Raw genomic sequence first — 23,713 nt, forward strand, 5'->3', positions numbered from 1 at the left:
GCACGGGCCCCAATGACGTGGAGAACACTATGGAACCCACCTTCCAGAACCCTGAGCCGGTCCAGGGCACCGAGCGCAGGAAAATCATCCTGGACTGTGACCCCGGGCATGACGACGCTGTGGCGTTGCTGCTCGCACACGGAAACCCGGACATCGACCTGCTGGCCGTCACCACGGTGGTGGGAAACCAGACCCTCGAAAAAGTCACCCGCAACGCGCTCGCCGTGGGCACCATCGCCGGCATCACCGGCGTCCCCTTCGCTGCCGGCTGTGACCGCCCGCTGGTCCGCAGCATCGAAACCGCGCCGGATATCCACGGCGAGTCCGGCATGGACGGCCCCGCCCTGCCCCAGTCCGCCATCGAGCTGGACCCGCGCCACGCCGTCGACCTCATCATCGACACCGTCATGGCGCACGAACCCGGCACCGTCACGTTGGTCCCCACTGCCGGCCTGACCAACATCGCCATGGCCGCCCGCAAGGAACCCCGCATCGTGGAACGCGTCAAGGAAGTTGTCCTCATGGGCGGCGGCTACCACGTAGGCAACTGGAGCGCCGTGGCCGAATTCAACATCATCATCGACCCCGAGGCCGCGCACATCGTCTTCAACGAAAAGTGGCCCGTAGTGATGGTGGGCCTGGACCTTACCCACCAGGCGCTGGCCACCCCGGACGTGGTGGAGAAGATCGCCGCCATCGGCACCGGGCCGGCGAAGTTCGTCACCGAGCTCATGGACTTCTTCGCCCACACCTACAAGGACGCCCAGGGCTTCGACTACCCGCCGGTCCACGATCCCTGCGCCGTCGCGTACGTCATCGACCCCAGCATCGTCAGCACCCGCAAGGTCCCCGTCAACATCGAACTGCAGGGCACCCTCACCCTCGGTATGACCGTGGCCGATTTCCGCGCCCCCGCCCCCGCCGACTGCCACACCAGCGTGGCCGTGGACCTGGACCACGCACGGTTCTGGGACCTCGTCACCGACGCGCTGGTCCGCATCGGCGAGCCCCGCGCCGGCGACCTGGACAACAAAGGCAACGCGTCCGACGTCGTCCGTCCCGAAAGTGCCCAGCTCACCGCCGGAGGGGTCAAGTAAATGGCCGCCACCATGACTGAAACGAAGACCGGCCGCGGCAACATCGCCGCCCTCATGACCGCGCTGCTGGCCGCCTGCGTGGCGTTCCAGCTCAACGCCTCCATGCTCAGCCCCGCCCTGGTGACCATGGGCGAGGAGCTCAAAGCGGACCAGGCCGTCATCGGACTCTCGCAGACCTGGTTCTTCACCGCCGCCGCCCTGTTCTCCCTGTTCCTGCCGCGGCTGAGCGACATCGTGGGCCGTAAGAAGGTCCTCGTGGGCATGATGGTGATGATGGCGGTGGGTTCCGTCATCGCCGCCCTCGCCCCGGACATCACCTGGCTCTTCGTGGGCCGGATCATCCAGGGCGTCAGCGGACCCACGGTGCCGCTGTGCCTCATCATGCTGCGCTCCGCCGTCAGCAACCCGCGCAAGTACGGCACGCTCATGGGCCTGATCACCGCCGTCAACGGCGGCGTGGCAGGCGTGGACTCCTTCGTTGGCGGCTACTTCGCCGAGCACTTCGGCTTCCGCAGCATCTTCTGGCTGATGGTGGTCCTGGCTGTCGCTGCCACCGCCCTCATCGTGTTCCTTGCCGCCGAAAGCAAACCGGCCGCCGGTACCCGGATGGACTGGCTGGGCGTGTTCTTCATCGTGGTGGCCGTCGGCGCCCTGCTCACCGCCCTGAACGAAGGCTCCAAGCTGGTGGGCGGCTTCAACTCCGGCACGCTCATCCTCAGCCTGGCGCTGGTAGCCGTATCCGCCGTCGCGTTCCTTGCCTTCTGGCGCACCGAACAGCGCGCCGCGCAGCCCATGGTGGAAACCGTGCACCTGCGCCAGCGCGCCACCTGGGCCCCGCTGCTCACCACCACCCTGACCATGACCGGCATCTTCGCCGTCATCAACGGCATAGTCCCCGCCTACGTCCAGGCCGCGGACCCCGGCTTCGGGGTGGGCCCCACCGAAATGTCACTGATCATCCTCACCCCGTATGCCCTGCTGGGCTGGGTGGTGGGCCCGCTCAGCGGCAAGCTCGCACCGGTCCTCGGCTACACCAAGGTGCTCCGCATCGGCCTGCTCGGCAGCATCGCCGCCCTGGCCGTCATCGGGTTCCTGGGCCTGCACAGCCTGCCGATGATGATTGCCGGCACGGTCTTGCTGGGCATCATGTACGCCGGTACGGTCAACATCATGCTCAACGGACTCGGCGTTGTCCTCTCGCCTGCCGGCAACCCCGGCTTCCTGCCCGGCATGAACGCCGGTGCCTTCAACCTCGGTGCGGGCCTGAGCTTCCTCATCCTGCCGGCCGTGCTGGTGGCGACCGCGTCCCTTGGCGATGCCTCCGCCTCCTACCTCACCGTGGTGGTGGTGGGCTTGGCCCTGACCGTGGCCGCGTTCGCTGCATCGCTGCTGATCCCCAAGCCGGTTGAGGCTGAGGTGGCTGAATGAGTACCGCAGCCGCTGACTCCCTGGGCGCTGGCCGGATCGTCGTCGTCGGCTCCCTCAACGCGGACCTCACCATCTACTGCGAACGGCTCCCGCAGCCGGGCGAAACGGTGCACGGCAACGGCTTCGCCGTGAACCCCGGCGGCAAGAGCGCCAACCAGGCCGTCGCCGCCGGCCGCCTCGGCGGGCACGTCAGCCTGGTGGGGGCCGTGGGGGATGACCCGAACGGGCACATGCTGCTGGCCTCGGTGGCCGGTGCCGGCGTGGACGTAGGGCGGGTGCGCACCGCCAGCGAGCCCACCGGCGTCGCCGTGATCGCCGTCGACGCCGGAGGCGAAAACAACATCATCATCTCCGCGGGCGCCAACGGAACACTGTCCCCGGCAGATGTGGCGGAGGCCGCGGACGTCCTGGACGGCGCCGCCGTCGTCAGCCTCTGCCTGGAAGTTGCCATGCCCACGGTGCTGGCCGCAGCGCAGGCAGGGCACGACGCCGGCGCGAAGGTCCTGCTGAACCTCTCGCCGTACGCCCACATTCCCGCAGCGCTGGCCGGCTTGGTGGACGTCCTGCTGGTGAACGCGCATGAAGCCGCGCTGTTCCTCGGGCCCGGGGCCTCCGTCCCGGGTGCCGACGCCCACGCCGCGCAATGGGATGCCGTCCGCGAACGCTTCGCCGAACGGGGGATCCGGCAGGTGCTGGTGACCCTCGGGGCGCACGGGTCAGTGGTGCTGGATTCCGACGCGCCCGCCAGCCGATCCGTGGTGTTCGTGGAGCCCACCAGGGTGGACGCCGTGGACACCACCGGCGCGGGCGACGCCTTCACCGGTGCCGTGGCCGTCCGGCTCGCCGCCGGAGATGCCCTCGCCGACGCTGCATCGTTCGCCTCCGTGGCCGCGGCCCTGGCCACCACGCGCAAGGGCACCCAGGCGGCCTATCCGGAAACGGCCGACGTCGAACGGCGCCTGCGCAAGTCTTAACACCATCGATTGGTCCCCCGGCACCCTTTCAGGCGTCAAAACGGCGCTTACGGAGCAATCGACGTTTAGCCGGGCGCGTCCAGCGTGACGCCGGTATGCTCTGCCAGCCGGGCCAGCAGGGCATCCTGGAAACCGGGATCTTCCGCGGCCGGGTGCGGCGTCTGCCGGCGCTGGTGATACCAGTAGCCGCCGCTGCCCTGGGCAGCCGGGTCATCACTGGTGGCCAGCCACTCCTGCGTGCGGTGGCCGAGCTCCAGATCGTCCGGGGCGGAGCGTCCGCCCATCCGGGTGGGCACCCAGCCCGGGTCCACGGCATTGCTGGTGACGCCGGGCACCAGGCGGGCCAGCGCGGCGGAGAAGGTGGTGATGTGCAGCTTGGTGGTGGAATACGACGCCGTGGCGGAGCGGCCTGACCAGTCCAGGCCGTCGAGCCGGCTGTTGCCGCCGCGGTGCATGCCGCTGCTCAGGTAGATCAGCCGGCGCGGCCCCCTGATCAGCGCGGTGAGCAGGTACGGCGCCACCACGTTGACGGGCAGGAGCGCGGCACCGTCCAGGATTCCGGCGTTGTGGATCACGGCGTCGATCCCACCGATGCGGTTGGCCTCGTCAGCGAGTTGGCGGACCTCGGCGTCGTCTGCAAGGTCTCCCACCAGGCACTGCGCGCCCTGGTCCACCAGGTGCTGCACCGCGGGCACGCGCCGGGCGGACCGGGCATGGACCAGCACGTGGTGGCCTGCACGGGCCAGTGTTTCCGCCGTTGCCAGGCCCAGCCCGTCCGTTGAGCCGGTCACCAGAATCCGTGCCATGGAAGAACCTCCGTTGTTTGTGCTCCAGGTACCCAGTTATACCCGCGCCCCAGTCCGCCGACCGGAGCTCAGTTCAGCAGCCAGGCCGCCCCGAGCAAAAGCGGAACGGCCAGCGCCGAGGTGATGACCGCCGTCGTCTGCGCAAGGCTTTGGCCCACGCGGTACCGCACCGCGTAGAGGACCACGTTCTGGCCGGTGGGCAGGATGGCGCAGGCGGTCACCACGAAGGTGTTGAAGTCGTCCAGGTGGAAGACGTATCTGGCCAGGACCCACGCGAGGGCGGGCTGGATGGCTGATTTCAGGACGACGGCCAGGAACGTGGGCGCGCTGTCGCTGCTGCTGGCCCGCGGCGAGAGGCCATGCAGTGACATGCCGAAGATGATCAGCATCAGCGGAACCGTCACCTGCGCGATGAGCTTGAGCGGGTCCAGCACCAGTGACGGAATTTCGATGCCGACGGCGCTGACAAAGATGCCCAGGATGGCCGCCACGGTCACGGGGTTGCGGAAGGGGGTGGCGAGGACGCGCCGCAGGGACGGTTTGGTCCCGTCCGGGTTGGTGAGGTCCAGGATGGTCAGCGCGATCGGGGTGATGACGGCGAGCTGGAAAAGCATGATGGGCGTGACGTAGGTGGCACTTCCCATGACATATTGCGACAGCGGAACGCCGAGGTTGGTGGAGTTCACGATGCCCGTGGCCAGGGCGCCGATGGTGGTGCGGCGGACTCCCCACCGGGCAATCGCACCCACCAGGGCGAACACCGCCATCATCGCCACGGCGGTGACCACCGAGATCAGGCCCGTCTCGCTCAGGACCTCCGAGATGTGCCGGGTGGCGATCATCGAGAACATCAGGCTGGGCAGCCCCACCAGGAACGTCAGGCTGGAAAGCACCTTGGTGCCCTGCGGTCCCAGCGCGTTCGTCCTGCCCAGCACGTAGCCGACGAACATGACCACGCCCACCACGAAAAATCCCTTTAGGACTCCGTCCACACCGCTGTCCTCAATCTCATCGCCCCTGGGGCGGCAGTACCTGGCGGAGCCTTTGACCGGAGGTTTTGACTTCTGCCGTTGGCCGCTGCTCCTGGCAGGAGGCCCTGTCAGATGCTATCCGTAGGGGCGGCGCGGGAATCAATTTGCTCCGTCAGTGCGTCGATCCGCTCCAGCGCGGCGGTGAGGCGCTCCACGGAAGCCCACAGTTCCGGCTGCTGCTCACGGATCTCCTCAAGGGAGGCCCCGGTGGAGCGCAACGTTCCAAGGTCGAAGCTGACGTTGGTCCGGGCTCCCGCCACGGCGGCGCGGAGGGCGCCGAAGGCGACAACGACGTCGGCGATCAGGGCCTTGTTGCCGTGCTCCGCCAGCCAGGCGAGATCGTCAATGGCCTGCACCGCCCGGGCGCCCAGCACCGCGGAGGCGTGCGCGGCGTCAACGGAGGCCTCACGGATGGCGTTGTCCCGTTCCTCGCCAGGCTCCAGCCGGAAGGCGGCGCCGAAGGCCCGGGACGCGGTCGAATCCTCGTCGGCCAGCTGGAGTGCCTCGCTCCGCAGATTCCGGGCACGGTCCCTGAGCTCATCCACGGCTTGCTGCCGGTCGGCGCCGGGTTCGGTGTAGCCGGCCACCATTGAGGCCAGCGACGCGGCAGCGGCCAGCATCACGCCGGTCCCGGCACCGCCGCCCGGTGAGCCGGTGGATTCGGCCAAGGCCTGCGTCCACTCCTCAACGGTGGAGTTCCGGGTGGTCACTTCACGTTCTTCCATGGTTTTAAGGATGCCCAGGAAAGCGCCCGGCTAAACGGGAACGAGCCGTGCCGTCCCGCGCCCCCTGTAGTCTCGGCACATGATTCATCGCCACCACTACCAGTACGGCGCGGATCCCAGCCAGTGGGGCGAACTGTTCCTCCCCGATCTCCCCGCGGGGTCCCGGCACCAGGGCGTGGCGGTGGTGATCCATGGCGGCTACTGGCGCGCGCAGTATGGCGCCGAGCTCGGCGAACCACTGGCCAGGGACCTGGCGGAGCACGGGATCGCCGCCTGGAACCTGGAGTACCGCCGCGCCGGAAACGGAGGCGGCTGGCCCGGCACGTTCTACGACATCCTGGCGGGCATAGACCATCTGGCCGCACTCGCGGAACCCCACGCCCTGGACCTGGAGAGAGTGGTGGCCTTGGGCCATTCGGCGGGAGGGCACCTGGCCGTCTGGGCCGCCGGGCGGGACAAGGTGGCTGAGCTGGGCGCGGGAAATGGCGGCAGTCTCCCCGGCCAGCGCGGAGTCCGGCTCACCGGCGTGGTCAGCCAGTCCGGCGTCCTGGACCTGGCCGGCGCCGAACGCCTCAACCTCAGCAACGGTGCCGTGGCCAACCTGCTGGGCGGGCCGTCGTCGGAATTCCCCGTCCGGCACCGGCTGGCCAGCCCCATGGCGGCCCTGCCGCTGGATGTGCCCGTCTACGCCGTCCACGCCGAAACCGACCTGGACGTGCCGCCGGAAATGTCCACCAGCTACGTGGAAGCGGCCCGTTCATCGGCGGTGCCCGCACGGTTCGTCAGCGTCCCCGGGGACCACTTCGCCCTGATCGACGTCGCCGCCCCGGCCTACCTGACGTGCCGTGAACTGGTGTGTGAACTGCTGCGCTGACACAGAATTCAGCCCCGCCCGCTTCTCTGGCAGAGTATGACCATGCTCACAGTGATCGGCGAAGGCCTTGTTGACGTAGTCCAGCGCGCTTCGGGAATTGAGGCCCACGTGGGCGGCAGCCCGCTCAACGTTGCGGTGGGCCTGGCCCGCCTGGACCACCCGGTGCAGTTCATTGGCCGCTACGGCCGCGACGCCTACGGGGATTCCGTGGCCGCGCACCTCCGCGCCAGCTCCGTCATGCTCCCGCTGGGTCCGGACGAGTTGCCCACCAGCGTTGCCACCGCCTTGATTGACGACGACGGCGCCGCCACCTACACGTTCGACCTCGCCTGGGAGCTTCCCGGTATTGCAGACCGGCTCGGCTTCATGCTCCAGGGCACCACGCTGCTGCACACCGGATCGATCGCCACGATGCTGGCCCCCGGCGCCACCGAGGTGCTGGCCGCCGTCGAATTTGCACACCCGCATGCCACCATCAGCTTCGACCCCAACTGCCGGCCGAGCATCATCACCGACGTAGATTACGCGCGCCGCCAAGCGGAAAAGTTTGTCTCCCTCGCCGATGTGGTGAAGGCCTCGGACGAGGACCTCGCCTGGCTCTACCCGGGGCAGGATGTCCTGGAGTCCGCCCGCCAGTGGCTGGCCATGGGCGGCTCCGAGGGCCCCGCGATGGTGGTGGTGACCCGGGGTGGCGAGGGGCCATGGGGCATCACGGCTGCCGGCGAAGCCAAGGTCCCTGCGCCCGGCGTTGAGGTGGCGGACACGGTGGGGGCCGGTGATTCGTTCATGGCCGCACTGCTCTCCGGGCTGGTGGACCGCGGCCTGGACGGCGCGCAAAACCGCCAGGACCTGCGCGACCTGCCTGCCGAGGGCCTCGCGGAGCTTCTGGCCCATGCTGCCCGGGCCGCGGCCGTGACGGTTTCCAGGCCCGGCGCCAACCCGCCAACGCGGGCTGAGCTGAACGCATTACCCGAAGGCTGACTCGGGTCCTTTCCCTGCATCGACATGCCGGTGCCAATGCTCTAGTATATTTTGCTTGACCAGCGTGTTACTAGACGATCAAGGGAAGGGTCATGGTTCCTTTAGGTGGATCCGGATTTGTGGACACCAGCGAGGCGGCCGGAACGATCGCCGTCACAGACGTCCTCGATGCGCTGAGCGAATACCGGGCCGCGGAGACTGCGATGCTGCGGCGCACCCGCCCCATCATGGACCGCGGTGCCACTGACGTCCTTGCGCTGCGTTACGTCAGGGAGGCCTCACGCCGTGGCGACGGCCTGCGTCCCACCGAACTGGCAGCCTTGCTGGGGCTAAGTTCCGCTTCGATCACTGCCCTGATTGACAGGCTGGTGGCAGGCGGCGTTGTGGTGCGCGAGCCCCACCCCTCTGACCGGCGCGCGTCGATCCTGCGGAGTACCGCCCTGAGTGAGGCCGAGGAAGTCCAGGCCCTGGATGATGCCCGGCGGCCCATCGCAGACGTTATCGCCTCGCTCGACCACGATGAACTTGGAACAGTCTTCGGGTTCCTCGGCCGCATGCGCCATGCCATGGATGAAGTCGCCAGGGACTGACCCGTCAATCAGGCTGGACAATTGCCTTGATGTACTAAATACTAGGCGAACTAGCAATTAGGTACACGAGGGATTGAGGCGGCATGACAGCGGTAGCAGAACCACAGACCCGGAACCAGGACCACATGGCTGACGTTGTCGCCTTGCCGCTGCCCGAGAGCTACGGTTTCACCACCGATCCCGTCGAGGAATCCGACGCTCCCTCGGAAGCCGGCGGATGGATGAAAGCAGTTGCGCTGGCGTCCGCCAAGCTGGAGCAGCTTCAGTGGGAACTGGACGCTGCCGAAGAGGACCTGTGTGCGGCTCTCCGCGGCGCCTCGGCCTCCAGCGTCAGCGCATCGGCGCTGGCCCGGACGGCCGGCCTCACCGCCGGTGAGCTCGAGGCGTACCTGCAGCGGCCTGCGCTGGCGGACGCTGCCGCTGTTCCCGGTTTGGCTGGCCCGGCCCTGCCGCCGCTGCTTGGCATGCAGGCCCAGGCCTAGCTCCAGCTACCTAGCTCCACTTCGGCGGGCCTGTTGTCCGCCACCGCTACGCGGCCGCCCGCCCCAGCCCTTCGACGACGCGCCGCAGCCATGTGCCGGCGTCGTGCGCCCCCAGCACCCGGGCGGGCGTTGTGCCCCGCCCGCCCCAGCGGCCCGGCGGGGTTTTGGACCCCGCCCGCCTGCTAGGCCAGGGAGAGGAAGAGCTTCTCCAGCTCTTTGCGGTCCAGGGTTTCGTCCTTCTGGACGATGCATTGCTCCAGCCCCGTGGCGATGATGGCGAATCCGGCCCGGTCTAGGGCCTTCGATACCGCTGCCAGTTGCGTGACCACGTCCTTGCAATCGCGGCCTTCCTCGAGCATCCGCGTGACAGCGGCAAGTTGGCCCTGGGCGCGCTTCATGCGGTTGATGACGGGCGTGAGTTCGGCGGGGTTCAGTTCCAAGGTCTACTCCAGCGACGGGTGATTGATGATCTGAGTATACCCCCTGGGGTGTTTTGACTACCCCCGGGGGTATCTGTGATACTCGGTGGGGTATTCATCCAACCCCTTCCGAGAGGTGCACTCATGGCTTCCCCGTCCACTGCCGCCGTCACATCCCTGGCACCCGAGACCTTGCGTTCCTGGATTGCCAAGCACCATGACCTGGTGGTCCTCGACGTACGCTCTGCCGCGGAATTCGAGTCGCTGCACATCCGCGGCTCCTACAACGTCCCGCTCGCACTCCTCTCAGAGCACACAGACGAACTTGCTGCCCGGCTTGGTGCCCGCGTCGTCCTGGTCTGCCAGTCAGGAGTCCGCGCCGAGCAGGCCCGCCAGCGCCTGGCCACGGCAGGCATGGACGGCGCCTACGTCCTCACGGGTGGGGTTTCCGGCTTCGCGGGCGCCGGTGGCGACGTGGTCAAGGGGCGGGAACGTTGGGACTTGGAACGCCAGGTCCGGCTGGCCGCCGGTTCACTGGTGATTCTGGGCCTGGCCGGAGGCAAGTTTGTCTCGCCCAAGGTCCGCATGCTGGCCGGTGCCATTGGTGCCGGGCTGACATTCTCGGCGGCCACCAACACCTGCGCCATGGGCAAAGCCCTCTCGGCGATGCCGTGGAACAATGCGGGCCAGGAACCCACCCGCCAAAGCGCCATCCTGCAGCTGCCCGTGCAGCCGGCTGAAGAGGGCGCTGCGGCATGATCCCGGCCCTGGGCCTGGGACTCGTCGTCGGCATCGTTCTGGGCGTAGTGGGCGGTGGCGGGTCCATCGTCGCCGTCCCGGCGCTGGTGTACGGCGTCGGGATGAGTCCCGCCCAGGCGATCCCCACCTCCCTCCTGGTGGTGGGGGTGACCTCGATCGCCGCGCTGATACCCAGGATCCGGGGCGGCCTGAACTGGCCAGTGGTTGCGCTGGTGGGCGGCGCCGGCATTCCCGCGGCGTGGGCCGGAGCAGCCCTGGGGCGGGGTCTTGACCCGAATATCCTGATGCTGGCTTTCGCCGTGATCATGCTGGCGGCCGGTGTCCGGATGCTCATGAAGCCGCGGGAGTCCGAGGGATCCTGCAGCATGGGACCGCACCGTGCCTTCCGGTCCTGCGCGCCAAAGGCGGTGGCGGTGGGCCTGCTGGTGGGGTTCCTCACCGGACTTCTCGGGGTGGGTGGCGGCTTCCTCATCACCCCGGCACTGACCATCCTCCTGGGTTTGCGAATGAAGGAAGCAGTGGGAACGTCGCTGGCAATCATCGTCATCAACTCCGCGGCGGGCTTCAGCGCCCACGCGGCCGGCTACACCATCGACTGGGCTACCACCCTGGCATTCGCGGTTCCCGCCGTGGCGGGTTCCGTGATCGCTGCAAGGCTGGCCCGCCGCTTGCCGGACAGGCACATCCGCGTTTCGTTCGCCGTGCTCATCTTCGCCGTCGCGGCATGGGTTACCGCCGGCACGGTCACCGCCTGACGCACTCTTCAGTTCCACACAACCAACACGCCTCCGAAGGAGAACACCAGATGCTTATCGAGCGCATTTACGACGAAGACCTCGCCCAGGCCAGCTACCTGATCGGCTGCCAGGCCAAGGGCGAAGCGATGGTGGTGGACGGCCGCCGCGACATCGCCGTGTACAAGGAACTTGCGGCGAAGAACGGCATGAGGATTGTGGCCATCACGGAAACCCATATCCATGCCGACTACCTCTCCGGCACCCGTGAACTGGCCGCTGCCACCGGCGCCACGATCTACGTTTCCGGCGAGGGCGGCCCGGACTGGCAGTACGAATTCGACGGCGTGCGGCTCTACGACGGCGACGCCATCACCCTGGGCAACATCAGCATCAAAGCAGTCCACACCCCCGGGCACACCCCCGAGCACCTGTCCTTCCTGGTGACCGACGGCGCGTTCAGCGACCAGCCCGGCTACCTGCTTTCCGGTGACTTTGTGTTCTCCGGCGACCTGGGCCGCCCGGACCTGCTGGACGAGGCAGCCGGCGGCGTGGACACCCGCTTCGAGGGTGCCAGGCAACTCTTCGCCAGCCTCCGAGACAAGTTCCTGACCCTGCCGGACTACGTCCAGGTCCACCCCGCCCACGGCGCCGGCAGCGCCTGCGGCAAGGCCCTGGGCGCCATCCCGTCCTCCACTGTGGGCTACGAACGCCTCTACGCCTGGTGGGGTCCCTACTTGGCCGCCAACGACGAGCAGGGCTTCATCGACGAACTCCTCGACGGCCAGCCCGACGCCCACGCCTATTTCGGCCGCATGAAGCGCGAAAACCGCCTCGGCCCGGACGTCATGGGTGAACGCGCGCCGCTGCCAGAGCTCTCCACTGCGATCGTTGCCACGGGCCTGGCAGCAGACACCCTGACCTTCATCGACACCCGCCCCAACGCCCAGGTCCACGAAGGCACGGTAGCCCGGTCCCTGAATATCCCCGCAGGGAAGTCCGTGGCCAGCTACGGCGCCTGGGTCGTGAACCCGGAAACGGACAAGAACCCCCTGGTGCTCCTGGCCGACGGCCAGGAACAGGCCCAGGACATGTGGGACCACCTGGTCCGCGTAGGCATCGACAACGTTGCCGGCTACGTCACCAGCCTCGACGGGCTGCCCACGTTCACGCCGAAGCTGATCCAGCCCGAGGAACTCGAGCACTTCGACTCCGCCATGCTCCTGGATGTCCGCAACAAGACAGAACACAAGGCCGGGCACATCCCGGGCTCCCACCAGCTCTCCGGCGGCCGCCTCCTTTGGCACCTGGATGAGCTCCCAGCCGGCGGCACCATCGTGACCTACTGCCACTCCGGCGTGCGGAATTCCGTAGCCGCCAGCGCCCTGCGCCGCGCCGGGTACAACGTGGTTGAACTCGACGGCAGCTACGCCGCCTGGACCATGTGGCAGCAGACGCGACAGAACGCCGTCTCAGCCAAGTAACCCCCACAGACCGCCCGGGCAGGACCCCCCTCCTGGCCGGGCTCCGGGTCCGAAGGCGTCCCCGCGCTTCCGGACCCCGGCCCGGGCGTAACCCCACGCGCCCGGGCCACCCTTCCAGGCAGCTAGTCCCTGTGGAAGGCTTAGGTGCCGCTCCAGACCGACGCCGAACCGGAGTGGCCGGTCACAACGGCTTCGTAGACGAGGAACAGTCCTGCAAGGACGCCGAGGACTGACGTGGCCGGAAGAAGCCAGCGGGCGGCGAGGAAGCGTCCGGCTCCGCGGAGCGCCTGCCAGCGGTTCACTGCGGAGGGGAAGGCGGCAAGAATCTGGGCGGCCGCCACCACCAGGAAGATCACCGCCACGAACCGGAAGAAGCCGCCCTGTTCGGCGTGCTCCCGGACAAGGGCCGAGGCAGGCCTGGCCTTCTCCAGCTGTTCACCGGCCTGCGCGGTGAGGATGGACAACGGCACCAGGCCAAGGGCCAGGATGCCGAGGGGCCAGGCCAGGTAGGCCCTGCTCCGGCGCCAGAGTGCAAAGACCACCGCCATCAGGCCCGCCAATGGCGCAAGGACAACTACGCCATGGACCAGGAGGATGTGGGCCGGAAGGCCGCCGATTTCCACCATGCAAAGCTCCTTGGGACTGGGCGGTGACGCCGCATCAGGTGTGCTGGAGTCAGGCTATCCCGGTGGTGCCCAGCAACAAGCCAACGCCATAGGTGAAAGCCATGGCAAGGGCTCCGCCGACCACCAGGCGCAGGGTGGCCTTGCGCTTCGAGCTGCCGCCGATCCTGGCGCTGACCGTGCCGGTGATCGCCAGGGCGATGACCACCGCTACGAAGGTGAGGGGGATGCGGATTTCGGCCGGTGGCAGCAGGATCGCCAGCAGTGGCAGCACCGCGCCGACGGTGAAGGCGATGGCCGAGGCAAAGGCAGCATGCCAGGCGCTGGCCACATCTCCCTCGTCAATTTTCAGTTCAGCTTCGAGGTGCGCGCCCAGTGCATCGTGCTCGGTGAGCTCGAGGGCCACCGTGCGGGCGGTTGCTTCGGTGAGTCCCTTCGCCTGGTAGATGGCGGCAAGCTCCTCCAGTTCGCCGTCGGGATCGTCGTGGAGTTCCTGGCGTTCCTTCTCGATCAGGGCCCGCTGGCTGTCGCTTTGGCTGCTGACGGACACATACTCGCCCAGCGCCATGGAGACGGCACCACCCACCACGGCGGCCGCACCGGCCACCAGGATGGGGGTGACATCGTTGGTCACACCGGCGACGCCCACCACCGTTGCGGCCACGGACACGATGCCGTCATTGGCTCCAAGGACACCCGCGCGCAGCCAGTTCAGGCGCGCTGCAATGCTGTCGTCGTGCGGCTCGTTGGGGTGCTGCTTCAGCAACTCAGTCATAGGGGACAGTAAAACACCGCCGGCCGTCCCCGGCTACGCAGGTTTGCATACCCTATCCGCGGCCCCGGGCAGGCCCTGGCATGCGCCGGGGGGTCAGAGCTGGGGAACGCACGGCCCGCTGCCCAGCAGGGCAAGGCCGGCGCGGTCCCCGGCGGCGAAATCCACCACGCCCATGTTGTCCGCATGCATCAGCTGGCCCGGATCGTTGACGTGGTCCAGGCCCACAACGTGGCCGAGTTCGTGCATGATGATGGCCCGCACCTGGTCGGTCCCGTCCGGGCGGCTGGCCAGGATGCCCGCGAGGTCGGGTGCGTCCAGCCGGATCTGGCCGGCGGCGAGGACCATCGGCTGGCCGGGTGCCTGGATGAAGGTGCTGCCGCCGTCGCCCGCGATGTCGCCTGCGAGCCCGGGGGACTCCTGCGGCGTGGACCAGGCGATCAGCACCGGCGCCCAGCGCTTGCCGTAGCGGTCCGGCTGGAAAGCCGCCCGCTCATCGGCCGGCGCTTCGGTGGAGGTGCCGTCGTACACGAACTGCAGGCCGGTGGCCGCCGAGGTCGCGGCTACGGCCTCCCGGATCAGTGCGTCGCCACCCGGCAGGGCGAAGTCCGGGCGCACCACATAGTGGACCGGACGGCATGGATCGTAGGCCGCGAACCGCTGGCCGGGATCGGGCGACTCCTGCAGGACGAAAGCCGTGGAGCCGGTGCTTGCCGGGGGAGTGCCCAAGGGCGAGGACGCAGCCTCGTATCCGGGCGGCGGAACCGATGCCCCCGGCAGGTACGGTGCCGCGAAGGGAAGGACAACGCGGCTAAGGAACGACGGCGTGAAGTACAGGCAGATGACCAGCGCCACTCCCAGCGCGGGCAGCAGGCGCCGCTTCCGCCGCTGCGGGCGGTAGAGCCGGACTTGGCGCATCCAGGGTTCCTCGGGCGATCCCCGCCATGCGCCGTGATCCCTGCCTGAACCGCCCACCCAACATCCCCCGTGCCGCCTGCCGATGAATCCCCTTCAGCTTAGGGGTGGCCAGGCGCCCCCGTTCCGGCGGGTAGGCGCAGGATTTCCACAAGTTAAAAGCGCACGCCCGGCCGGACGGCTGGTGCCGTTCCTGCCGGGCGTGCGCCCTTCGGAGGTTGGCGGCTACTCCTTGCCGAGGTTGGCGGCGGAGGTCTTCTCGCCGGTCACCTCGTTGAGTGCCCGCAGGTCGAAGATGCCGTTGATGTCGGCCTGCTTGGTGGTTCCGGCGGTGACGCCGTCGGCAAGCAGCTTCTGGTAGGTGCCGGCCAGCGGATCCACCGTGAACACGATGTTCTTGAGCGACCGGTCGATGACATCGGCCTTCAGCTCGGCACCGGCAGCTTCCTTGAGTGCGGCGTTGATGACGGTGGCCTTCTCATCAGCGGCGGCACCGTTCAGCCACTCAACGGACTTGGCGTGGCCCTTCAGGAGCGCCTTGACGGTGTCCGGGTGGTCTGCGGCGAATTTCTGGTTGACGATCAGGATGGTGGTGGGAAATTCGCCGGGCTTGCCGGACAGCGAACCGTCCCACAGGTCCTTCTCGTCCACCAGCACCTTGGCGCCGGCGGTCAGCACCAGGCGGGAAGCCCAGGGCTCGGGCAGCCACGCGCCATCGAGCTTTCCGTCCTGGAACAGTTTCAGGGTCTGGGCGTTCTCGGTGGGGTTAATGGCGACGTCGCCGCTGCCGTCCACGTTGGTCTTGTAGCCCTGGGCGGTCAGCCAGGCGCGGAGGGCCACGTCCTGGGTGCCGCCAAGCTGCGGGGAGGCCAGGGTCTTGCCCTTGAGGTCCGCGGCCGAGTTGATCTCCGGCTTCACCACAAGCTGCGCTCCACCGGCGGCTGCGCCGGCGATGATGTTGATGGATTCGCCCTGGCTTTTCACGAACGAGTTGATGGCCGGATTGGGGCCGATGTACGTGGCGTCGATGGCACCGGCGTTGAGGGCCTCAATGGCGGCGGGGCCGGCGTTGAAGACCTGGGTGCTGAGCTTGGTGTCGCCGAGTTCGTCCTTGATAAAGCCTTTGCTGACGCCCACCAGTGCGGGGGCGTGGGTGACGTTGCCGAAGTAGCCGAGCTTCAGTTCCGCTGCCGGATTGCCGGCGGGGGCGGCTTCCGCTGCGGGTGCCGTGGCGGTGTTGTTCGCGTTGACGGCGGAGGCGACGGCGGCGCCGCCTCCCACGAGGGCGAGGATGGCGGCGGCGATGCCGATCTTCAGGCCCAGGGGGCGCTTGGGAGCAGCCTGGCCGGCGACGATGCGGGTGGAGTTTCCGGGGTGCTGCGGACTGGTGTCCTGGGGGTCTGCCATGGGGATTCCTTTGCTGGGGCGGGTGCTGAGACGAGATTACGGAGCGCCCAGCAGGGCCACAATGATTCCCGTAGCAGGCGTTAACGGGACGACGCGCAGCCGAAACGCAGCGTCGTACAGCGTCACGGAACGTCGCACGGCGTCTTGCCCGCACCCCGACAGCCGAGGGCGGACTCCCGCTAAACCACTACCGTCATTCCACCGTCGATGAAGATTGTTTGGCCGTTCACGAAGTCGGAGCCGCTGGAGGCAAGCCAGACCACCGGCCCTGCAAGGTCCTGCGGGGTGCCCCAGCGGTGGGCCGGGGTGCGGCCCAGGATCCAGGAGTTGAACTGCTCATCGTCCACCAGGTTCTGCGTCATCTCTGTGTGGATGTACCCGGGGGCGATGCCGTTGATCTGCAGGCCGGAACCGGCCCACTCGGCCGTCATGGCACGGGTCAGGTTCCGCAGCCCGCCCTTCGCGGCGACGTACGGGGCGATGGTGGGGCGGGCCAGGTCCGTCTGGACGGAGCAGATGTTAATGATCTTGCCGCGGCCGCGCGGGATCATGCATCGTGCTGCTTCCCGTCCCACCAAAAATGCGCTGGTGAGGTCCGTGGAGATCACCCGTTCCCAGTCGGCCACGTCCAGGTCCAGCATGGGGACGCGGTGCTGGATGCCGGCGTTGTTGACCAGGATGTCTAAGGGTCCAACGTTCTCTTCCACCCAGGTAACTCCCCGCGCAGCCTCGCTGTCCCGGGTGACGTCGAACGCGCAGCTGCGGATCCGGCCCGGCGCGAAATCCGCTGCCATCGACGTCTCGGCCGCTGCGAGCCGCTCCGCATTGATCCCGTTCAGGACCACGGTGGCGCCGGCTTCTGCCAGTGCCCCGGCGAGGGCATTCCCGATTCCGCGGCTGGAACCCGTGACCAGGGCGGTGCGTCCTGTCAGGTCAAACAGCTGGCTCATCGCCGGGCCTCCCCGGCGCCGGCGGCGCTGAGGTTGGCCACGGCCTGCCGCACCACCGCAAGGTCCTGGTCCCCCAGGCCCTGGGCCACCAGCTCGGTGTACAACTCGAATCCGGCGGATGCCATGGGGGTGGCCGTACCCGCGCTGCGTGCACTGTCCAGCACGAAGGACAGGTCCTTGCGCATGAACTTGGCCGGCCCGGTGGGCGTGTAATCCTTGGCCGCCAGCCGGGGTCCCACCTGGTCCAGCACCCGGCTGCCCGCCAAGCCGCCGGACAGCACCTCGAAGAGGGCGTGAACGTCCAGGCCCGAGCGTTCGGCAAGCTCCGCGGCCTCGGCGAGTGCCGCCGTCGTGGTTCCCACCACCAGCTGGTTGCATGCTTTGGCGAGTGAGCCGGCGCCCAGCCCTCCCAGCCGCCGGACCGCCGCGCCCATGGCCTCCAGGACCGGCAGCGCACGTGCGAAGTCCGCTTCCGAGCCGCCTGCCATGATGGCCAGGGTTCCCCGGCGCGCACCGTCCGTGCCGCCGCTGACCGGTGCGTCGAGCACCGAGGCGTTCCCGGCGCTCGCCTCAGCCACCGCGACGCCGAACGCCTGCACCCCCACCGGTGACACGCTGCTCATGACCACCACGAGCGTCCCCGGCGCGGGCGCCGCCGACCGCCACGCCGTCAGGAGGCCGGCCGCTGACTCTTCAATGAAGGAAAGGTCGGGGAGCATGAAGATGATGACGGGCTCGTCGCGCAGGTCAGCGACGTTGCCGACGCCGGACCCGCCCAGGAGCTCAAGGTCACGGACGGCCGCGGGGGAGCGGTTCCACCCCTTGACCTGCCACCCGGCACCGAGCAGGTTGGCAGCCATCGGCGCGCCCATGAGGCCGAGCCCCACGAAGCCGACGGAGCCGTGCGTCATTTGGCATCCTCCACGACCAGCAGGTCGCGGCCGTTCGTTTCGGGGGTAAAGAAGGTGGTGGCGAACGAGATCGACGCCAGCACCAGGGAGTAGATCGCGGGAACCAGCCAGGAGTGGCCGGTAGCGGCGAGCAGTGCCACGCCGATCATGGGTGCAAAGCCGCCGGCGAGCACTGCGGAGATTTCCCGGCTGAGGGCGACGCCGGTGAAGCGGTGCTGGGAGCCGAAGAGTTCCGGGAGCAGGGCGCACTGCGGGCCGAGCATGGACTGGACGCCCAGCGCGATGCCCACCACCATGACCACCCAGACCAGGGTGACGTTGCCCAGCGTGACCAGGTAGAAGGCCGGGAGGGCGATGACGGCCTGGAAAAGGGCACCGTAGCGGTAGACGGGAACCCGGCCGAAGCGGTCGGACAGCGCTCCGAAGGTGACCACCAGGACCGCCGCGAATCCGGCGGCGATCAGCAGGCCGGTGGGGCCGATGAACTTGTCGCCGGCGAAGACGCCGGCCGGCATGCTGATGAAGGAGACCAGCAGTGCCGAGTAGATCGAGGAGTTGCCGTTTTCGCCCATCCGCAGGCCGATGCCCACCAGCACGTTCTTCTTGGAGTGCTTCCAGATCTGGCCCACCGGGTTCTTGACCACGGCCTTGTGCTTTTCGAGCTCCTGGAAGACAGGGGTCTCCTTGAGCTTGAGCCGGATGAACACGGCAATGATGATCAGGACGACGCTGGCCAGGAAGGGTACGCGCCAGAGCCAGCCCTGCAGGACTTCCTTGTCCGCCAGGGCCATCAGGGCAAAGGTGCCGGCACCCAGGAGCGTGCCCAGTTGGATGCCCACGAACGGCAGCGATGCGAAGAAACCACGACGGCGGCGCGGGGCCACCTCGGAGATCAGCGTTGTGGCGCCTGCCTGCTCGGCTCCGGCGCCGAGGCCCTGGAGGATGCGGAGGGTCACGAGCAGAACGGCCCCCAGCATTCCGGCCTGCTCAAAGGTGGGGAGCAGCCCGATGGCGAAGCTGGCCATGCCCATCAGGCCGATGGTCAGGATCAGCACCATCTTGCGGCCGAACCGGTCTCCGATGTACCCGAAGACCACGCCGCCGAACGGCCGGGCTGCGAAGCCGACGCCGTAGGTGGCGAAGGAGGCGATGACGGCTCCGCTTTCGCCCAGCGGGGCGAAGAACAGTGGGCCGAAGATCAGGGCCGATGCGAGGCCGTAGATGTAGAAGTCGTAGTACTCCAGGGCCGAACCCACGGAGCTGGCAAGAGTTGCCCTTCGCAGCTGCTCCGGATCGACGACGGCGCCGTCCGCATCGGTCTGCGGTGATTTAGTACGAGTTGTCACGAGAACTCCCTCTAATGCACTCCAGGCCCCCGTTGGCCTGGTGGGATAGCGACAACATCTGTTGTGTTGATCACTATGCTGAACACAATACAGCAAGCTGAACAACAGGCAACAGTTTTTTGTTTTGTTGAGAAGCGGTGTTCCTTTGCGGGCTGAGAGTCCGCTGCTGCGGCTAGCCCATGGGGTTGCCCAGCGAGTGGGCCAGCTCCTTGAGCTCCTTGACCATCTGCGAGCCCTGTTCCGGGGTGTAGGTGGCCTTCAGGGCCGTCACGGACAGGCCCAGGCTGGGGCCGTGGGCGCCGCGCGTCGGCACGGACACGGCCAGGCACACCACGCCGGTGGTGCTTTCCTCGTCCTCGAAGGCATACCCCTGCTCGCGGATCTCGCGCAGCTGCGACTTTAGTTCGGCCCCCGTGCGCAGCGACTTGGGTGTGAGCACCGGCAGTTCGGCGTCGTCAGGGAACATCCCTTCGATGTCATGGACGTTGAGCCGGGCGATCAGCGCCTTGCCCACGGCGCAGAGGGATACCGGCATCTTGTCGCCGATGTTGGACGTCAGGCGGACTGCGGGGTGGCCCTCGTAGCGGGCGAGGTAGATGACGTTGGTTCCGTCCAGCATGGCGATCCGGACGGTCTCTCCGGAGAGGACGGAGGCCTGCTCGCAGTAGCGGTAGAACTCCTGGACCTCGTCCATCCGGCCCAGGTAGGCGGCGCCGAGTTCCACCAGCTTGCGGCCCAGGGTGAATTCCGCCCCCTGCCGGGTGATCAGCCGGGCTTCTTCGAGCGCCAGCAGGAGATTGGAGGTGGAGGACTTGGGAATCCCCACTTCCCGTGAAAGGTCGCTGAGGGTCAGCCGGCCCGTCGCAGAAGCCGCCAGCGCATCCAGGACGGCGGCCGCACGGGTGACTGCGGGCGCCGGCGAGGCGGCTCCCGACTTGTCCGGTGAAGCGGAGGTGCGGGAATCGGCCATGATTCTCCTTAGGTTGCCGGGGCTGACTGCAGTGTCTGTTCAGTCAACTGAACGCTATCCATCATAAGGGCCCCGGCGGGTGTGCACCCCGGTGAAAGCGGAGGCCGCCTGTCAGCCGACTGCGCTGGTCAGGGTTCCGACGCCCTCCACCACAATGTCCACCCTGTCGCCCGGCTCCACTGGCACCGCGGTTCCGGGAGCGCCGGTCATGACCACATCCCCGGGCTCAAGCGTCAGCCATGAGGTGACGTAGACAAGGCAGTCCACTACGGAGGAGGGCAGGTTGAACGTCCCGGAGTTGGCCTTGGCCACTCCGTTGACGTAGACCTCGATGCCGGCACGTTCGGGATCCGGAAGGGCAGTCTCGATCCATGGTCCGAGGGGTGTGTAGTTGACGCCTGCCTTGCCCTGGAAGTTCCGCTCGTCCACCGCGTTCTGGTCAACGTTGGTGACGTCGTTGACGCAGGTGTAGCCCAGGACGTGGTCCAGGGCGTTCTCAGCGGTCAGGTCGGCTGCCTGTTTCCCGATCACTACGGCCAGTTCACCTTCGACGTTCACTGTGCCGCGGCCGCGTGCGGCCACGATCCGGTCCCCCGGCCCGGCCACGGTGTGGACGGACTTATGCCACGCCTGGATGGGCAGCGGGTGGTCGTTGAGGGTCAGGTTGTGGCCGATGCCGACCACTACTGCCGGGGCCACGGGTGCGAGGAGCTCCGCCTCGCCCGCGGGGGTGGTTCCGCCCGTGAAACGGAGCGGTGATTCGTACGGGTCGGCGATGTGGTCCCATGATCCGGCCCGTTCCACCGCGTGCCGGAACCCGGACGCTGTGTTGATTCTGGCGATGCGCATTGGCTCTCCCGGTGCTGGCTTAGTAGAAGTGGATGGTGTCCACGAGGTGGGGAAGATTGTCGCCGCCGCCATCGAGGAAGGTGCGGAGATTGCTGCAGAACCGTTCTGTGATCAGGCGGTTCTCGGCGGCGCTGAGGGCTGACGTGTGGGGCGAGACCATGACCCCGGGGTGGCTCCACAGGGGGCTGTCCTTGGGTAGCGGCTCCACCGCGAAGACGTCCAGGCACGCGTAACCCACCTGCCCGTTGTGCAGCGCCTCCAGCAGCGCATCCTCATCCACCACCGTGCCCCGGCCAACGTTGACGAAGGTGGTTCCGGGCTTCATGGCGGCGAAGAGTTCGCGGTTGAACAGTTTCTCCGTGTATTCAGTTCCGGGCAGGGTGTTGACGACGGCGTCTGCCGTGGCGAGGAGCCCGGGCAGGCCTGCGTTGTCCGCTACCCGGTGGATGCCCTCAATGGGCTCAACGGTCCGCTTGGTGCCACTGACGTTCATGCCCAGCGCCCTGGCGATCCGGGCCGTTTCCAGCCCTATCTCGCCCAGGCCGCTGATCACCAGGTTCGAACCGTTGACCAGGCGGGTGGGTACCCGCAGGTCGGGCCACGCCTTGGCGGCCTGGTCCTGGGCCAGCTCGGCGCTCCGTTTGAAGCCGTTCAGGATCCCCATCGCCGCAAATTCGGCGAGGGGAAGCGCGTGAACTCCGGCGGAGGTGGTGATCCGGAATTTCTGGAGGACGTCCTGGCCGAGCCCGGATGCCCTGACCGCTCCGCCCGCCCCCGCAGCCATGGCGTGGATCCATTCCAGCGCGGGGTTATCCCGGGCGATGCGGGCCAGCCCCGCAGGACTCTCATTGGGGAAGCCGTAGAGCACTTCGGCCCTGCCGAGCATGGCCCAGTAGCGTTCCTCCTGCTCCGGCGTGCGCTCGAAAGCAGGATCGCCGGCGTGGTCTGCGGGAAAGCGCTCCGGCGGGAGGAGCTCGGGCTCGTACAGGACGGTGATGGACGGGTCGACGGCACGGATCTGGTCCACGAGCTCTGCTTCGAGCGGGACGGCGATGGCCACAGTCTTGGGAGAAGTCATCTGTTCACTATACTGTCTGGTGACTAGCATGCTGAACGGATTGGATTATGTTTCTCTCGCGGAAGCCAGTCAGCCAGGCGGTGGAGCAAGGCTCAGCTGCTTGGCGTGGAAGTCGAAGTGCCGGGTGGGATAGGCGTAGACGTCCCTGAGTGTCATGACCGGGGCGAAGAACGGGTCCCACCGGTCCGGAAACGGCATCGACCGGGCCAGCGATTCGGCGGTTTCCCGTTCCAGCCGGCCCGAGATGGCGAGGATGGTTGCGTCGAGCTTCCGGGCCATCCGCCGCCGGTTGTAGACCAGGGCTGCACCGCGGGAGCCCCAGTAATTGACGGCGTCGAACGGCCGGGTTCCGGCGTTCAAGGCCGCAGCGAAGACCTTGCCTGCGGTGCGGGGGAGCCTGCTGACGACGCGGACCAGCGGGAGCAGTGCCCGGACCACCATGAACCCGAAAACCATATGGAACAGCAGTTCCTCGTTGGTCCACCGGGTGCCGTTGCTGCGGCGCGCGAGGTCGGCGGGTGATGCGCCCTCCAACCGGGCGGTCAGCTCGGTGCGGGCGCGGACGTACCCGGCAAGGACGTCCGGTGTGCTTGGCTCCATGGTGCGTCCCGCCGTCGTTCGCTTAGACGGCCGGGGAGCGGCGCTCGATCAGGAGCGTGTCACGCCACTGCCCGCTGAGCGGTCCGTGCGTCATCCTGGCGATGCGCTCCCGCCGGCCCACCACCCCGAAGCCGTGGGTCAGATGCAGCCGCAGGCTGGCCTCGTTTTCCGGAAAAATGCTGGCCTGGATGGTCCAGATGCCGTCGCTCTCCGTGGACCGGATGAGCTCACCGAGGAGGGCTTTGCCGATACCAAGCCCCCTGGTGGCGGAGGAAACGTAAACGGAATGTTCCACCACGCCGGCGTAGGCTGCCCTGGTCGAAACGGGCTGCAAGGCGGCCCAGCCCACCACGGCGCCGCCAGCGTCCGCGGCAACGTGCCGGTGCTGCGGAAGCCTGGACCTGTTGAAGTACTCCCAGTCCGGCGCCTCGAATTCGAAGGTTGCCTGCCCGGTCTCGATGCCATCCTGGTAGATGCTCCGCACCTCAGGCCAGTCGGCAGAATCCATGGCCCGGAGCGTCAGCGTGGCCGTCACAGGTTGGCCAGGATTCCGCTGACGTCGTCCAGCGCCCCCGGAACCAGCGAGAAGTAGGCCCAGGTGCCGCGCTTCTCGCGCTGCAGCAGCCCGGCGTCCACCAGGATCTTGAGGTGGTGGGACACCGTGGGCTGGCCCAGGTCCAGCGGCTCGGTCAGGTCGCACACGCAGGTTGCACCGGAGGGTGAGGAGTTGATGATGGAGAGCAGCCGCAGCCGGTTGGGATCGGCAAGCGCCTTGAACACAGCGGCCTGCTGCTTTGCCTCTTCGGCTCCCAACGCCGTGCCGGCGGGTGTGCAGCAGGCCTCATTTGCGGTCGGTTCAAGCAGGGGCAGCAGTTCCATGTACCCATGATGCGCCAAATATTGACGAT

27 protein-coding genes are annotated in these 23,713 nt (G+C 67.8%); 10 read left to right on the plus strand and 17 right to left on the minus strand.

The features are described from left to right. Window positions 1–29 precede the first annotated feature (29 nt). The 3 genes from ACFV4R_RS03280 to ACFV4R_RS03290 are packed head-to-tail and all read left to right on the plus strand — an operon-like array spanning window position 30 to window position 3,499. Complete coding sequence (locus tag ACFV4R_RS03280) at window positions 30–1,097, plus strand: nucleoside hydrolase (protein ID WP_377201022.1); 1,068 nt, start codon at window positions 30–32, stop codon at window positions 1,095–1,097. After that, window positions 1,098–2,525 carry an MFS transporter gene (locus ACFV4R_RS03285; protein WP_377201023.1) on the plus strand — a complete coding sequence of 476 codons (1,428 nt, stop codon included), beginning with the start codon at window positions 1,098–1,100 and terminating at the stop codon, window positions 2,523–2,525. Then, the gene (locus ACFV4R_RS03290; protein ID WP_377201024.1) at window positions 2,522–3,499 is read left to right on the plus strand and encodes a ribokinase; all 978 of its coding nucleotides are present in this window, start codon (window positions 2,522–2,524) and stop codon (window positions 3,497–3,499) included. Before ACFV4R_RS03285 ends, ACFV4R_RS03290 begins: the two co-directional genes overlap by 4 nt. A 65-nt stretch (window positions 3,500–3,564) precedes the next feature. On the opposite strand, the gene ACFV4R_RS03295 is transcribed toward ACFV4R_RS03290, so the two are convergent. The 3 genes from ACFV4R_RS03295 to ACFV4R_RS03305 form a co-directional block, all read right to left on the minus strand. After that, window positions 3,565–4,305, minus strand: coding sequence for an SDR family NAD(P)-dependent oxidoreductase (locus ACFV4R_RS03295; RefSeq protein WP_377201025.1), 741 nt, complete (start codon window positions 4,303–4,305; stop codon window positions 3,565–3,567). A 68-nt stretch (window positions 4,306–4,373) separates the two neighbouring features. Beyond that, window positions 4,374–5,297: an AEC family transporter gene (locus tag ACFV4R_RS03300; protein ID WP_377201026.1), complete on the minus strand. Its 924-nt coding sequence runs from the start codon at window positions 5,295–5,297 to the stop codon at window positions 4,374–4,376. A gap of 107 nt (window positions 5,298–5,404) precedes the next feature. Then, window positions 5,405–6,061: a cyclodeaminase/cyclohydrolase family protein gene (locus ACFV4R_RS03305; protein ID WP_377201027.1), complete on the minus strand. Its 657-nt coding sequence runs from the start codon at window positions 6,059–6,061 to the stop codon at window positions 5,405–5,407. 79 nt (window positions 6,062–6,140) lie between these two features. Here ACFV4R_RS03305 and ACFV4R_RS03310 point away from each other — a divergent pair, with 79 nt between their 5' ends. From ACFV4R_RS03310 to ACFV4R_RS03325, 4 genes are all read left to right on the plus strand, one after another. Beyond that, window positions 6,141–6,935: an alpha/beta hydrolase gene (locus ACFV4R_RS03310; protein ID WP_377201028.1), complete on the plus strand. Its 795-nt coding sequence runs from the start codon at window positions 6,141–6,143 to the stop codon at window positions 6,933–6,935. A gap of 42 nt (window positions 6,936–6,977) precedes the next feature. Continuing rightward, on the plus strand, window positions 6,978–7,916 hold the full coding sequence (locus ACFV4R_RS03315) for a carbohydrate kinase (RefSeq protein WP_377201029.1): 939 nt from the start codon (window positions 6,978–6,980) through the stop codon (window positions 7,914–7,916). Between the two features lie 92 nt (window positions 7,917–8,008). Beyond that, a complete protein-coding gene (locus tag ACFV4R_RS03320) occupies window positions 8,009–8,506 on the plus strand; it encodes a MarR family winged helix-turn-helix transcriptional regulator (RefSeq protein ID WP_377201030.1) in 498 nt (165 codons plus the stop codon). An 83-nt stretch (window positions 8,507–8,589) separates the two neighbouring features. Then, on the plus strand, window positions 8,590–8,988 hold the full coding sequence (locus ACFV4R_RS03325) for a hypothetical protein (RefSeq protein ID WP_377201031.1): 399 nt from the start codon (window positions 8,590–8,592) through the stop codon (window positions 8,986–8,988). A gap of 182 nt (window positions 8,989–9,170) precedes the next feature. Here ACFV4R_RS03325 and ACFV4R_RS03330 read toward each other — a convergent pair whose 3' ends face one another. Continuing rightward, on the minus strand, window positions 9,171–9,428 hold the full coding sequence (locus tag ACFV4R_RS03330; RefSeq protein ID WP_056077164.1) for a metal-sensitive transcriptional regulator: 258 nt from the start codon (window positions 9,426–9,428) through the stop codon (window positions 9,171–9,173). 123 nt (window positions 9,429–9,551) lie between these two features. Between ACFV4R_RS03330 and ACFV4R_RS03335 the strand changes: the two genes are divergently transcribed. The 3 genes from ACFV4R_RS03335 to ACFV4R_RS03345 are packed head-to-tail and all read left to right on the plus strand — an operon-like array spanning window position 9,552 to window position 12,384. Then, window positions 9,552–10,166 carry a rhodanese-like domain-containing protein gene (locus tag ACFV4R_RS03335; RefSeq protein ID WP_377201032.1) on the plus strand — a complete coding sequence of 205 codons (615 nt, stop codon included), beginning with the start codon at window positions 9,552–9,554 and terminating at the stop codon, window positions 10,164–10,166. Then, a complete protein-coding gene (locus ACFV4R_RS03340; RefSeq protein ID WP_377201033.1) occupies window positions 10,163–10,921 on the plus strand; it encodes a sulfite exporter TauE/SafE family protein in 759 nt (252 codons plus the stop codon). Before ACFV4R_RS03335 ends, ACFV4R_RS03340 begins: the two co-directional genes overlap by 4 nt. Window positions 10,922–10,971: 50 nt before the next feature. Further along, complete coding sequence (locus tag ACFV4R_RS03345; RefSeq protein WP_377201034.1) at window positions 10,972–12,384, plus strand: rhodanese-like domain-containing protein; 1,413 nt, start codon at window positions 10,972–10,974, stop codon at window positions 12,382–12,384. A 140-nt stretch (window positions 12,385–12,524) separates the two neighbouring features. Here the strand turns inward: ACFV4R_RS03345 and ACFV4R_RS03350 are convergent, their stop codons facing one another. The 13 genes from ACFV4R_RS03350 to ACFV4R_RS03410 all read right to left on the minus strand — a co-directional run bounded on the left by ACFV4R_RS03350 (window position 12,525) and on the right by ACFV4R_RS03410 (window position 23,684). Further along, window positions 12,525–13,010, minus strand: coding sequence for a hypothetical protein (locus ACFV4R_RS03350; protein ID WP_377201035.1), 486 nt, complete (start codon window positions 13,008–13,010; stop codon window positions 12,525–12,527). 49 nt (window positions 13,011–13,059) lie between these two features. Continuing rightward, window positions 13,060–13,782 carry a VIT family protein gene (locus ACFV4R_RS03355; RefSeq protein WP_377201036.1) on the minus strand — a complete coding sequence of 241 codons (723 nt, stop codon included), beginning with the start codon at window positions 13,780–13,782 and terminating at the stop codon, window positions 13,060–13,062. 93 nt (window positions 13,783–13,875) lie between these two features. Then, window positions 13,876–14,697, minus strand: coding sequence for a matrixin family metalloprotease (locus ACFV4R_RS03360; protein ID WP_377201037.1), 822 nt, complete (start codon window positions 14,695–14,697; stop codon window positions 13,876–13,878). Window positions 14,698–14,919: 222 nt separating this feature from the next. Then, window positions 14,920–16,101: an ABC transporter substrate-binding protein gene (locus tag ACFV4R_RS03365; protein WP_377201038.1), complete on the minus strand. Its 1,182-nt coding sequence runs from the start codon at window positions 16,099–16,101 to the stop codon at window positions 14,920–14,922. A gap of 179 nt (window positions 16,102–16,280) precedes the next feature. Beyond that, a complete protein-coding gene (locus ACFV4R_RS03370) occupies window positions 16,281–17,051 on the minus strand; it encodes an SDR family oxidoreductase (RefSeq protein ID WP_377201039.1) in 771 nt (256 codons plus the stop codon). Continuing rightward, window positions 17,048–17,962 carry an NAD(P)-dependent oxidoreductase gene (locus ACFV4R_RS03375; RefSeq protein WP_377201040.1) on the minus strand — a complete coding sequence of 305 codons (915 nt, stop codon included), beginning with the start codon at window positions 17,960–17,962 and terminating at the stop codon, window positions 17,048–17,050. Before ACFV4R_RS03375 ends, ACFV4R_RS03370 begins: the two co-directional genes overlap by 4 nt. After that, window positions 17,959–19,308: an MFS transporter gene (locus ACFV4R_RS03380; RefSeq protein WP_377201041.1), complete on the minus strand. Its 1,350-nt coding sequence runs from the start codon at window positions 19,306–19,308 to the stop codon at window positions 17,959–17,961. Before ACFV4R_RS03380 ends, ACFV4R_RS03375 begins: the two co-directional genes overlap by 4 nt. A 172-nt stretch (window positions 19,309–19,480) precedes the next feature. After that, on the minus strand, window positions 19,481–20,278 hold the full coding sequence (locus tag ACFV4R_RS03385) for an IclR family transcriptional regulator (protein ID WP_377201042.1): 798 nt from the start codon (window positions 20,276–20,278) through the stop codon (window positions 19,481–19,483). A gap of 111 nt (window positions 20,279–20,389) precedes the next feature. Further along, a complete protein-coding gene (locus ACFV4R_RS03390; RefSeq protein WP_377201043.1) occupies window positions 20,390–21,127 on the minus strand; it encodes a fumarylacetoacetate hydrolase family protein in 738 nt (245 codons plus the stop codon). A gap of 19 nt (window positions 21,128–21,146) precedes the next feature. Beyond that, the gene (locus ACFV4R_RS03395) at window positions 21,147–22,205 is read right to left on the minus strand and encodes a D-2-hydroxyacid dehydrogenase (protein WP_377201044.1); all 1,059 of its coding nucleotides are present in this window, start codon (window positions 22,203–22,205) and stop codon (window positions 21,147–21,149) included. A 69-nt stretch (window positions 22,206–22,274) separates the two neighbouring features. After that, the gene (locus ACFV4R_RS03400; protein ID WP_377201045.1) at window positions 22,275–22,805 is read right to left on the minus strand and encodes a DinB family protein; all 531 of its coding nucleotides are present in this window, start codon (window positions 22,803–22,805) and stop codon (window positions 22,275–22,277) included. A gap of 22 nt (window positions 22,806–22,827) precedes the next feature. After that, window positions 22,828–23,313: a GNAT family N-acetyltransferase gene (locus tag ACFV4R_RS03405; protein ID WP_377201046.1), complete on the minus strand. Its 486-nt coding sequence runs from the start codon at window positions 23,311–23,313 to the stop codon at window positions 22,828–22,830. A gap of 23 nt (window positions 23,314–23,336) precedes the next feature. After that, window positions 23,337–23,684, minus strand: coding sequence for an ArsR/SmtB family transcription factor (locus ACFV4R_RS03410; protein ID WP_377201047.1), 348 nt, complete (start codon window positions 23,682–23,684; stop codon window positions 23,337–23,339). Between the last annotated feature and the right edge of the window lie 29 nt (window positions 23,685–23,713).

It is taken from the genome of Pseudarthrobacter sp. NPDC059871, assembly GCF_042731175.1.
Lineage (GTDB): Bacteria > Actinomycetota > Actinomycetes > Actinomycetales > Micrococcaceae > Arthrobacter.

Coding starts and splice junctions, on each gene's coding strand:
- ACFV4R_RS03280 (WP_377201022.1), top strand. CDS start 30: ATGGAACCCACCTTCCAGAACCCTGAGCCGGTCCAGGGCACCGAGCGC.
- ACFV4R_RS03285 (WP_377201023.1), top strand. CDS start 1,098: ATGGCCGCCACCATGACTGAAACGAAGACCGGCCGCGGCAACATCGCC.
- ACFV4R_RS03290 (WP_377201024.1), top strand. CDS start 2,522: ATGAGTACCGCAGCCGCTGACTCCCTGGGCGCTGGCCGGATCGTCGTC.
- ACFV4R_RS03295 (WP_377201025.1), bottom strand. CDS start 4,305: ATGGCACGGATTCTGGTGACCGGCTCAACGGACGGGCTGGGCCTGGCA.
- ACFV4R_RS03305 (WP_377201027.1), bottom strand. CDS start 6,061: ATGGAAGAACGTGAAGTGACCACCCGGAACTCCACCGTTGAGGAGTGG.
- ACFV4R_RS03310 (WP_377201028.1), top strand. CDS start 6,141: ATGATTCATCGCCACCACTACCAGTACGGCGCGGATCCCAGCCAGTGG.
- ACFV4R_RS03315 (WP_377201029.1), top strand. CDS start 6,978: ATGCTCACAGTGATCGGCGAAGGCCTTGTTGACGTAGTCCAGCGCGCT.
- ACFV4R_RS03320 (WP_377201030.1), top strand. CDS start 8,009: ATGGTTCCTTTAGGTGGATCCGGATTTGTGGACACCAGCGAGGCGGCC.
- ACFV4R_RS03325 (WP_377201031.1), top strand. CDS start 8,590: ATGACAGCGGTAGCAGAACCACAGACCCGGAACCAGGACCACATGGCT.
- ACFV4R_RS03335 (WP_377201032.1), top strand. CDS start 9,552: ATGGCTTCCCCGTCCACTGCCGCCGTCACATCCCTGGCACCCGAGACC.
- ACFV4R_RS03340 (WP_377201033.1), top strand. CDS start 10,163: ATGATCCCGGCCCTGGGCCTGGGACTCGTCGTCGGCATCGTTCTGGGC.
- ACFV4R_RS03345 (WP_377201034.1), top strand. CDS start 10,972: ATGCTTATCGAGCGCATTTACGACGAAGACCTCGCCCAGGCCAGCTAC.
- ACFV4R_RS03350 (WP_377201035.1), bottom strand. CDS start 13,010: ATGGTGGAAATCGGCGGCCTTCCGGCCCACATCCTCCTGGTCCATGGC.
- ACFV4R_RS03355 (WP_377201036.1), bottom strand. CDS start 13,782: ATGACTGAGTTGCTGAAGCAGCACCCCAACGAGCCGCACGACGACAGC.
- ACFV4R_RS03360 (WP_377201037.1), bottom strand. CDS start 14,697: ATGCGCCAAGTCCGGCTCTACCGCCCGCAGCGGCGGAAGCGGCGCCTG.
- ACFV4R_RS03365 (WP_377201038.1), bottom strand. CDS start 16,101: ATGGCAGACCCCCAGGACACCAGTCCGCAGCACCCCGGAAACTCCACC.
- ACFV4R_RS03370 (WP_377201039.1), bottom strand. CDS start 17,051: ATGAGCCAGCTGTTTGACCTGACAGGACGCACCGCCCTGGTCACGGGT.
- ACFV4R_RS03375 (WP_377201040.1), bottom strand. CDS start 17,962: ATGACGCACGGCTCCGTCGGCTTCGTGGGGCTCGGCCTCATGGGCGCG.
- ACFV4R_RS03385 (WP_377201042.1), bottom strand. CDS start 20,278: ATGGCCGATTCCCGCACCTCCGCTTCACCGGACAAGTCGGGAGCCGCC.
- ACFV4R_RS03390 (WP_377201043.1), bottom strand. CDS start 21,127: ATGCGCATCGCCAGAATCAACACAGCGTCCGGGTTCCGGCACGCGGTG.
- ACFV4R_RS03395 (WP_377201044.1), bottom strand. CDS start 22,205: ATGACTTCTCCCAAGACTGTGGCCATCGCCGTCCCGCTCGAAGCAGAG.
- ACFV4R_RS03400 (WP_377201045.1), bottom strand. CDS start 22,805: ATGGAGCCAAGCACACCGGACGTCCTTGCCGGGTACGTCCGCGCCCGC.
- ACFV4R_RS03405 (WP_377201046.1), bottom strand. CDS start 23,313: ATGGATTCTGCCGACTGGCCTGAGGTGCGGAGCATCTACCAGGATGGC.
- ACFV4R_RS03410 (WP_377201047.1), bottom strand. CDS start 23,684: ATGGAACTGCTGCCCCTGCTTGAACCGACCGCAAATGAGGCCTGCTGC.